The organism is Oceanospirillum sediminis (assembly GCF_014164585.1).
Classification (GTDB): domain Bacteria; phylum Pseudomonadota; class Gammaproteobacteria; order Pseudomonadales; family Halomonadaceae; genus Oceanospirillum; species Oceanospirillum sediminis.
Map to the genome: position 1 here is coordinate 1 of NZ_JACJFM010000066.1, position 9741 is coordinate 9741.

At 45.8% G+C, this 9741-nt stretch carries 8 protein-coding genes; 3 read left to right on the forward strand and 5 right to left on the reverse strand.

Features of this window, described 5'->3' with window-relative positions:
• The first annotated feature begins 111 nt into the window (after nucleotides 1-111).
• On the forward strand, nucleotides 112-1332 hold the full coding sequence (locus tag H4O21_RS23695; RefSeq protein ID WP_182812219.1) for an RtcB family protein: 1221 nt from the start codon (nucleotides 112-114) through the stop codon (nucleotides 1330-1332).
• Between the two features lie 503 nt (nucleotides 1333-1835).
• Here the strand turns inward: H4O21_RS23695 and H4O21_RS23700 are convergent.
• On the reverse strand, nucleotides 1836-3323 hold the full coding sequence (locus tag H4O21_RS23700) for an aldehyde dehydrogenase (protein ID WP_182812222.1): 1488 nt from the start codon (nucleotides 3321-3323) through the stop codon (nucleotides 1836-1838).
• A gap of 229 nt (nucleotides 3324-3552) precedes the next feature.
• Nucleotides 3553-4488: an agmatinase gene (speB, locus tag H4O21_RS23705; RefSeq protein WP_182812225.1), complete on the reverse strand. Its 936-nt coding sequence runs from the start codon at nucleotides 4486-4488 to the stop codon at nucleotides 3553-3555.
• A 221-nt stretch (nucleotides 4489-4709) separates the two neighbouring features.
• Here speB and H4O21_RS23710 point away from each other — a divergent pair, with 221 nt between their 5' ends.
• Nucleotides 4710-5711 (forward strand): LysR family transcriptional regulator, encoded by a 1002-nt coding sequence (locus H4O21_RS23710; protein WP_182812229.1) that lies wholly within the window; start codon nucleotides 4710-4712, stop codon nucleotides 5709-5711.
• A gap of 48 nt (nucleotides 5712-5759) precedes the next feature.
• On the opposite strand, the gene H4O21_RS23715 is transcribed toward H4O21_RS23710, so the two are convergent.
• A complete protein-coding gene (locus H4O21_RS23715) occupies nucleotides 5760-6569 on the reverse strand; it encodes a substrate-binding periplasmic protein (RefSeq protein WP_182812233.1) in 810 nt (269 codons plus the stop codon).
• Nucleotides 6570-6580: 11 nt separating this feature from the next.
• The gene (locus H4O21_RS23720) at nucleotides 6581-7063 is read right to left on the reverse strand and encodes a DM13 domain-containing protein (RefSeq protein ID WP_182812236.1); all 483 of its coding nucleotides are present in this window, start codon (nucleotides 7061-7063) and stop codon (nucleotides 6581-6583) included.
• A gap of 379 nt (nucleotides 7064-7442) precedes the next feature.
• Between H4O21_RS23720 and nadE the strand changes: the two genes are divergently transcribed.
• A complete protein-coding gene (gene nadE / locus H4O21_RS23725; protein ID WP_182812239.1) occupies nucleotides 7443-8276 on the forward strand; it encodes an NAD(+) synthase in 834 nt (277 codons plus the stop codon).
• A 164-nt stretch (nucleotides 8277-8440) separates the two neighbouring features.
• On the opposite strand, the gene H4O21_RS23730 is transcribed toward nadE, so the two are convergent.
• Nucleotides 8441-9304, reverse strand: coding sequence for an ABC transporter substrate-binding protein (locus H4O21_RS23730; protein WP_182812242.1), 864 nt, complete (start codon nucleotides 9302-9304; stop codon nucleotides 8441-8443).
• Between the last annotated feature and the right edge of the window lie 437 nt (nucleotides 9305-9741).

A 9741-nucleotide genomic window follows, 5' to 3' on the forward strand; every position in this document is an offset into this window, starting at 1 on the left:
TTTATCCCTGAATGAGAAAAAAGTCATGGACACTTATGAACAATTAAGCCTTTACGGGGTTATTGCTGCATGAAAGTGTCCACAGTATTGCATAACACAAGGAAACGCAAAATGAATTATGAAGTAATGAGCGATACTGCGGGTGTGCCTGTGAAGTCCTGGACTGTGGGCGTAAACTTTGAAGAAAAGGCCAGACAACAGCTGCGCAACATCGCCAGCCTGCCCTTTGTACATAAATGGGTTGCGGCCATGCCGGATGTTCATCTGGGGAAAGGTGCAACCATTGGCTCTGTTATTCCAACCACTGAAGCGATTATCCCTGCTGCCGTTGGCGTCGATATAGGCTGTGGAATGATGGCGGTAAAAACGCATCTTACAGCCAACGATTTACCCGAAAACCTGAAGCCACTGCGACTGGCCATTGAACAAGCAGTGCCTCATGGCCGAAATACCGGCCGAAGTAAACGAGACAAAGGTGCCTGGCATAATCCGCCGGAGCTGGCACAAAACTTCTGGGCTCAAGCACTGTTGCCGGAGTTTAAAATCTTAACCGAAAAGCATTCGGTGCTGGAAAAAACCAATAACCTGAACCACCTGGGAACCTTAGGAACGGGTAATCACTTTGTTGAGGTTTGCCTGGATGAAACCGATCAGGTGTGGGTGATGCTGCACTCGGGTTCACGGGGTGTCGGTAACCGTATTGGCTCATATTTTATTGAGTTGGCGAAAAAGGATATGCGCACCTGGCATATCAATTTACCGGATGTCGATCTGGCCTATTTGCCAGAAGGCACGGATCACTTTAATGACTATGTTCAAGCCGTAGGATGGGCACAGAAGTTTGCGCGTTTAAACCGCGAAATTATGATGACCAATACCTTAGAAGCCATTGCCAACGTATTGCAGCGCCCTGTGTATGGTCAGCAAGAAGCGATCAATTGCCACCATAACTATGTGCAAAAAGAGACGCACTACGGCCAGGAGGTTTTTCTGACGCGCAAAGGTGCAGTAAGCGCGAAAAAAGGTGAGCTGGGTATTATTCCAGGAAGTATGGGCACTCGTTCTTTTATTGTACGTGGTTTAGGTAATAAGGAGTCTTTCTGTTCCTGCTCCCACGGTGCCGGGCGAGTGATGTCGCGTACTCAGGCCAAAAAAGAAGTCAGCCTTGAAGATCACCTGCAGGCCACCGCTCATGTGGAATGCCGAAAAGATGAGGGTGTGATCGACGAAACCCCATCGGCCTACAAAGACATTGATAAAGTCATGGCCGCGCAGGAGGATCTTGTGGAAATTGTGCATACGCTACGACAGGTGGTTTGTGTGAAAGGATGAGCTGGTTAAACTCCTCCGGCTCGGTTTCAGTGGCTATTAGCTTCTGAAACAGAGCCATCCTGCCTGGATAAGAGCAACGGCTTCTGCCTTACGCTCTTGTCGCTTCGTTTCTGGTTCATGCTCGGCACCTCAGATCGTAATTGATCCAACAAATGTCATAACCTCCTTGTTCAGTACTTTATTGGCGTATCTGGCTTAAAAGATTACATCAGATACAAAGCCATATCCTTGTTTTTCCAACTTTGGTAAAACAGTCGAAGTGTATCATATCAGGAAATTATCAGGGGTCTATTCTGTCGGTAGCCAATCCTGCCTATCACCATAACCTGCTACCATCCTTTTGTAATGCATGGTTTTGTGAGTATCGGTAAGAGATTCCAGCTGACAAAAAAACGGCCCAGAAGGGCCGCTAAAGGTGCTGAAGTTCTATTTCTGCAGAATAAGACCTGAAAAATCTGCAGAAACCTTGTCAATCAACATGTTGAGATCACACACTATGATGATTACAAGCGGATCATGACTTGTTTAAGCTCTGAGTATTTTTCTAACGCATGCAGAGATTTATCACGACCATTGCCCGATGCTTTAACGCCACCGAATGGCACTGTCATATCCCCTTCACCCCAGGTATTAACCCATACCATACCGGAGTGAATTTTACGGCTGACTCTGTGTGCACGTGACAGATTAGCCGTCCAGATTGCGGCACCCAGGCCATACTGAGAATCATTGGCCAGCTCAATAGCTTCTTCTTCTGTTTCGAACTCACAGACCGCCAGCACCGGACCAAAAATTTCTTCTTTTACGAAGGTCATACCATTGTGAGCCTCTGTCACAATCGTTGGTTTAACAAAGAAACCCTGACCATCAACATATTCAGGCTGACCGCCAAGCAGAATATTACCGCCTTCATCTTCTGCCGATTGAATATAGCGTTGTACCGTCGCCAGCTGAGTACCATCCACTACCGGTCCCATTTTTGTTGCTGGGTCCAGAGGGTCGCCTGGTTGATAACGACTGGCTTCTTCTGCCAGCGCCGCAATAAATTCTTCTTTGATGCTTTTCTGTACATAAACTCTTGAACAGGCAATACAGACCTCGCCCTGATTAGAGAAAATAGCTGCCGCCGCGCCTGCAGCAGCTTTCTTCACATCGTCACAATCATCAAAGATCAAGTTAGGGGATTTACCCCCTGCTTCCAGCCAGATCCGTTTCATATTGGATTCACCGGCATAGCCCATCAACATGCCTGCTACACGGGAAGAGCCGGTAAAGGCCAGAACGTTAACATCATTATGCAACGCCAGAGCTTTACCAACGGTATGACCAAAGCCAGGCAGCACATTGAACACACCATCAGGAATGCCCGCTTCTTTTGCCAGCTCTGCCAGGCGCAATACACTCAATGGAGATTTCTCAGATGGTTTCAGAATAACGCTATTGCCTGCCGCCAGCGCAGGAGCAATTTTCCATGCCGCCATCATCAAAGGATAGTTCCACGGCGTAATGGCAGCCACTACACCGACCGGCTCATGACTGATTAATGCCAGAGTATCATTCCCGGTCGGAGCAATTTCGCCATAAACTTTATCGATGCATTCAGCGGTCCAGCGGAAGCAGTCAATCGAATCAGGAATGTCAATGCCCACCATCTCAGAAATGGATTTCCCCATATCCAGAGTATCCAGTACGGCAAACTCATCTTTATGAGCTTCCATCAGGTCGGCAAGTTTTAGTAAAACGCGTTTACGCTGCGCCGGTGCCATTTCTGACCAGACACCTGAACGGTACACTTCTCGTGCATGGGCAACCGCTATATCAGCATCAGCCTGATCACAACTGGAAACGTCCGCCAGTTTCTGCTCATTCGTCGGGTTAATACACTCAAACGTTTCGCCACTCTCTGCATCCACAAACTGCCCATTGATCCAGGCCTGTGAACGGAAGGTCAAAGATTCACTTAACGCTTTCCACTCAGCATGTGTTTTCATTATTTTCTCCTAACAAGTGGCCAGTATTCAGTTTGATATCAGTCTAAGTCTGGTATTCGACGCTGGGTATATACCCAAAGGGGTATCTGAGGCTTACTTTTACCCTGGAAAGTCGCTTTCAGTGAGAAATGGCCTCAGTATTGAGGGGCATCAGGTAAGCCCATATGTCAGCAACATACAGGCTTCCTGTTATACCGATGTCTGATGACTCTGTTTATTTTTCTGCTGTTTATTTCTGCTGCTTATTGGCTGCCAGCACATACAGGTATTCCAGAGCCAGAGTAGCACCCGCCAGACAGGTAATTTCGGCATGATCATAAGCCGGAGCCACCTCCACCAGATCCATACCAATCAGGTCCAGTCCCTGAAGACCGCGAACCATTTTCAGAGCGCAATCAATACTGATACCTGCAGCAACCGGTGTACCAGTCCCCGGAGCAAATGCCGGATCGATTCCGTCAATATCAAAGCTAAGATAAACTTTTTTATCGCCTGTACGCTGACGAATTCTTTCGACTACGTCTGCTGCAGAGTGGTCGCCTACCCAGGCCGCATCCAGCACCTCAAATGGGTGATTCTTTTTGTCATACGCCGTACGGATACCGATCTGAATAGAATGCTCAGTATCAATCAGGCCCTCTTCCACGGCATGATGAAAAATAGTGCCGTGATCATACTGGCTGCCACCGGAATAAGTATCGGTATGAGCATCCACATGAATCAGCGCAACCGGGCCATGTTCCACTGCATATGCTCTCAGTATCGGTAGTGATATAAAGTGGTCACCACCAAAGGTCAGGGCACTTTTACCAGACTTGAGGATAGAGCCGATATGCCCTGTCAGTGCATCCACCATAGTCTGAGGTTCACCATGACGGAAAAGTACATTGCCGCTGTCTGCTACTTTCAGGTGATCATCCAGCGCAAAATCCCACGGCCAGCGTGCACCTTCCCAGATCAGATTCGCTGATGCCTGACGTACCCCCTGAGGACCCAGACGAGATCCCGGACGCCCCGTTGTAGCCATATCAAAGGGCACACCGCTCACTACCACCTCTGCATCAGAATCCTGAAGATTACGCACAATCGGGAACTGCATAAAGGTCATGCCCAGTTCTCCGTAAAGTGGCAGGTCAGCGTTGGCAACAGTAGCTGTATTCGTCATGGGGTATCTCCGTTGTTATGCTTGCATCTGGCTTCTCAACGTCGCCAGTTAAAGTTCAGCTCATAGCAAATCATCAGTAAGCATCTGACTAAGATGATTATTTGCTCTGATGTTTGCGATACATTTAAGCCTACCCTTGACAAAAAAATTAGTGAAACTCATAGTTTTAATACTTATATGTACAAGATTAATACTTGTAATTATTCGGGACTGAGATAATCTTGAAAAAAAACACCTCCCTACGCCAGTTTGATCTTAACCTTCTGGTGCTGTTTGAAGCGCTGATCACTGAACGGCATGTCAGCCGGGCCGCTGAAAAAGTCTTTCTGAGTCAATCAGCGATGAGTCATGCTCTGAACCGACTGAGAGAAAACCTGGACGATCCTTTGCTGATTCGAACCGAAAATGGGCTTCAGCCCACAACGCGGGCGATGGAAATGTTACCTGAAGTCCGGGCGATTCTGCGTCAGATAGAACAAACACTGACCCCACCGGAAGCATTTGACGCAGCCCAAAGTCAGCGTAAATTCCGAATTGCCTGTACTGACTTTTTTGAAGCGGTTATTTTTCCAGAGTTAATCTGCCATTTTCACGAAATTGCCCCTAATATCGTGATAGAAGTAGAGATGATCAGAGAAAATGCCTCACAAGAAGCACTGGAAGATGGCAGTATTGATCTGGTGGTTGGCATTGATGCTAACGATGATATTCCAGAGCATCTGATCGTTGAGCATTGGTTGACAGAACGCCAGGTATGTCTGATAAACAATAAAGAATGGCCGGTAAAAAAGGGCGAAATGTCCGTAATTTCAGATAAGTTACCTGAAAATATCGTTGAATCTGATAAAACTTGTGAGGAACGGTATCCATCACTGACACTGGAGGAATATATTTCACTCCCCCATGTGGTTTTTTATGATCTGGCCGGAAGTAATATCAGCAGAATTGATGACTGGCTATCCAGGCAACAACTACAACGTCATTATATTGCCCGCACGATGAACTATATGGCTGCGGCCAAAATCGTATCTCAGACTAACGCTATTATTACTTTGCCACGCCAGATGGCATTGTTGTTTAAAAGCCTGTTTGACGTTCACCAGATACAACCTCCGGAAGGTATTCCGGATATTGATATGGTTATACTATCTCATCCCCTTTACCATCAGGACCCGGCTCTGATCTGGCTGAAGCAGCAAATCCACCTGATTTCCCGACGCTGAGGAATCCAGTATCAGCCTGATGGAGCTCAGACTTTGTTGGTCACAACATTATTGAATATGAGAATACTTCTCATAAAGGGTTTTACCCCGCTCTTCCCTGATTCTGGCTAAATGCTGCCAGAATAATCTGGCCTTTTCCGGGTAGAGTGATACCCATTGATGGGATAGTGGCACATACCAGTCCGCATATAAAAATACTTTTTTCAGCACTCTGATTTGTCCTTCAATACCAGATAAACGCAACAGATGTTCGCCAATAGCACTTTCAACCACATAACCATCCAGGCGTTGTAAGGCCACCAGCCTTAGTCCCTCTTCTGGCAGGTAATTATTCTGGGCTTTAACATTCAACTCACCCAGTTTTTCGTCTGCCACATAACCTAAAGGTGCCGCCAATCCTGTTTTTACGCCACTGAATTGCTGACCATCCCATTGTAAACCTGAATCACGATGAGTAAAAATATGGTATTCAGCCCGCCACATACGCAGTGTTTCGTCAGGTTTGCTCCCTTGTTTAGGGAACCTGCCCCAGGCTTCACGCTTTTTCTGCCAGATCGCCGCATAAATCCCGTCTACCTGTCCAGACTCCAGTAAAGCGATGCAGCGTTTCCATGGGTAATGAATAAACTGAGCTTTGATACCTGCTTTTTCAGTGGCCATTTTCACCATATCTGTCAGCATCCCTGCGCTCTCAGATATAGCTGCCCCCTGACTCCCCAGCTGTATCACATAAGGCAGATATTGCTGGTTTTCATAACAGAAGCGCATTGTCACCGGACCATCATCTTGCTCCGCCAGAAGCGAAACAGGCCAGATCAGAGACAAAATACCTGTCAGAACGGCAACCGATATTTTCATAGATATACCTTTTACGAGTCAGGAGAAACCAGCCTGGCAGAAGTAATAAATTCGCCAAATGTTTCGCACCAGACAATGGCAGTATTAAAACGAGACAAATCACTGTACTGAGGGCCATCCAGAATAAAGCCATCAAAACTGTTAATATAACCGACGTGCAACATATCAGCTTTCTCAGCCATAAATGCTTTTTCTGTCTCTATAAAAGTATCGGCCAGATACAGCCGATAATCAGGCCCTGGAGCTAATTTTCCCTGAAAAGCGATTTTTCCATCAGTGACAACCAGTTTACCCTCTCCCCAATGGAAATGATCACTATCCTGTCTGTTACGGGAAAATTCGCCCTTAAAGATCACGTTATCCTGCATCACACTGGCAAGTTGCTGTTCTGATGGCCCTTTTGGCGCAATCAGTATAGGTAAAAAATAAATTCCGGCAGCAAAACCTGCCAGGCCTGTCATTAAATGGGTCAATAGCAAAGTGATCTTTTTCATTAACAAATCCGAATAATGAGCTCAGTGTTAAGGAACATTACGTCTTTCAGAATGACGGGCTATACCTGCCTGATAAAAGCACCTTGATAATCAAAGACAACAACCAGAAAATCAGAGCCACTTTTTACACCTGAAGTAGTGTCAGGGATTATTAAACCACTACAAAGTGCTGAAACAAAATGACGGCATAAAAACTGCTTTTAATTCTGGCGCTGCACAGAAGATGGCATAATCTGCTTATCAGTAAGTACTGAATAGGAGTTTAGACGGTAACCGCCTGAATAAACAGCATATTTGGATTAATATATCCAGAGCACATCAGAGCAGTAAGCGTTTATAATCGTATACGAAAGATCACAGATATAAGTGGTGCACCATAATGGAACAACAAATCCGCGCAGAGATGCGTGTTCTTCCCGAAATTGACCCTGAGTTTGAAATTCGTCGTCGTGTTGATTTTATTAAAAAGAAGCTGACTGAAGCCCGCTGCCACACCCTGGTTCTGGGTATCAGTGGTGGAATTGACTCAACGACCTGTGGACGCCTGGCTCAACTGGCTGTTAATGAACTGAATGAAGCAACACCTGATACATCATATCGCTTCATCGCCGTTCGTCTGCCTTACGATGTCCAGAAAGATGAAGACGAGGCGCAAATCGCGCTGCAATTTATCCAGCCGACATACTCTGTCAGTGTCAATATTCAGGATGGCGTCGATGGTTTACACGCCAGCACACTGAAGGCACTGGAAAATACAGATCTGGTTCCCCGGACAGAGAGTGCTATCGACTTTGTAAAAGGTAATGTGAAAGCCCGTGCCAGAATGGTCGCTCAGTATGAAATTGCAGGACTAACCGGAGGTATGGTGCTGGGTACCGACCATTCCGCTGAAAATATTACCGGTTTCTACACCAAATATGGCGATGGGGCCTGTGACCTGGCTCCTTTATTTGGCCTGAGCAAACGACAGGTTCGACAAATTGCACAGACTTTAGGTGCACCGGATTTGTTAGTACATAAAACTCCAACAGCAGACCTGGAAGAACTCAGCCCACAAAAAGCAGACGAAGATGCTCTGGCTCTGACATATGATCAGATTGATGATTTTCTGGAAGGCAAACCGGTATCTGATGAAGTAGTACAGAGATTAACCAGTATTTACCTGTCTACCCAGCATAAAAGACAAGCTATTCCGACGGTTTATGACGAGTAAAACCCCGTTCAGGCATTATCCATTCTGAATAAGTAATGTCTTTCAGCTAACTCTCAGGGCCGAATAGAAATAGCTGCATTCTCCAGCCTCAGGCTGGAGAATGCCCAGGTAAAACAGACCTGCTTTGTCTCATATGATCAGAAAAGAGACATAATTATTAAGAGTCAGTGCACAAACTTCTGAGCATATTGTGCGTTGTTATACATCGCAGAACCAAACTGAGACTGTCCGAACTCTGTAATAATCTGCTGGCCTTTGTCTGATGCGACAAAGTCAATAAAAGCTTCAGACAGACGAGTTTCTTTTCGGCTAAGGTCTACAGAACGTAAAGCATGGTAGGTATTGATCAGCAAAGGATCACCTTTAAATAATATTTTCAGATTACTCAATTCTGACTGTTCCGCTACCCAGGTCGAACTGTCAGTCATAAAGTAACCCGGCTTATTATTTGCCTGACGCAGAGTAGCCCGCATAAAATCTTTAGTTTCCAGATACCAGTCTCCGGCAGGTTTAATACCAGCCTGGCCCCAGATTCTCATCTCTTTTTTATGCGTGCCAGAATTATCGCCCCGAGAGAAAAAATTTGCTTTCTGTTGAGCAATCCGGCTATAAGCTTCAGCAATTGTCTTTGTTTTATTTACATTAGCGGGATCACTTGCAGGGCCTGCCAGATAAAACTCGTTACTGCCAATCAAAGTACGTTGATCAGCCCAGCCAGCCTGGATGGCTTCCTTTTCAGGACCTGGAGCATGCACCATTACCATATCGACTTTACCAGCTTTAAGCAGCTTCAGAGATTTACCTGAACCAGCCTTTATCCAGCACATACTGCTGTCATGCTGAGTGTTAAATTCATCAGCCAGTGCTTTTAGTAAACCCAGTTCACCCGGACTACCCGTTGCGAGCCTGAATGTAGTTTCCCCTTCTCCATATACAGCTTTACAGTCAGCAGCCTGAGCGACAGTTCCAGTCATTATAAAGGTTGTTGCCGTTACCGCCCGCGCTACTTTTTTGATTATATGTTTCATATTGTCCCCTGATTGCCAAAGTGCCTGAATCCCTACGACACTTTGTCGCAAAATAGAATAATTTAAGGTTAAAAATCCGGAAACCAGAGCGGAACAGGCAATTGATATACCAGGTAAGCATATAAAAAACCTTATATATCAATCGGATAGAGTAGGCATAATGGTTAACAAAGACTATAGAGGACTATCATGTATCTATCTGGTCTATTTCTGACTCTTTTACCAGAAACAGAAAAATTAAAATCATTAAATGTTAACTGATCTGAAAGCCCCCAGACCAGACTGATGAGTACCAATAGCCGGTACTCATCCTTTCTATCACCAGAGCAGGTGACGCCTCCTGATTATACTTAGTCAGCCCTGAAAAGCCCTTAATAGACTGTTTTTAAAACAAATTAGCTATTCAGGCATGGATCATTTCGACCAGGAGCGGTAAG

Excerpts from the sequence above, each read along its gene's own strand:
- H4O21_RS23730 (WP_182812242.1), bottom strand. The coding sequence starts at position 9,304 with ATGAAACATATAATCAAAAAAGTAGCGCGGGCGGTAACGGCAACAACC.
- H4O21_RS23695 (WP_182812219.1), top strand. The coding sequence starts at position 112 with ATGAATTATGAAGTAATGAGCGATACTGCGGGTGTGCCTGTGAAGTCC.
- H4O21_RS23720 (WP_182812236.1), bottom strand. The coding sequence starts at position 7,063 with ATGAAAAAGATCACTTTGCTATTGACCCATTTAATGACAGGCCTGGCA.
- nadE (WP_182812239.1), top strand. The coding sequence starts at position 7,443 with ATGGAACAACAAATCCGCGCAGAGATGCGTGTTCTTCCCGAAATTGAC.
- H4O21_RS23715 (WP_182812233.1), bottom strand. The coding sequence starts at position 6,569 with ATGAAAATATCGGTTGCCGTTCTGACAGGTATTTTGTCTCTGATCTGG.
- H4O21_RS23700 (WP_182812222.1), bottom strand. The coding sequence starts at position 3,323 with ATGAAAACACATGCTGAGTGGAAAGCGTTAAGTGAATCTTTGACCTTC.
- speB (WP_182812225.1), bottom strand. The coding sequence starts at position 4,488 with ATGACGAATACAGCTACTGTTGCCAACGCTGACCTGCCACTTTACGGA.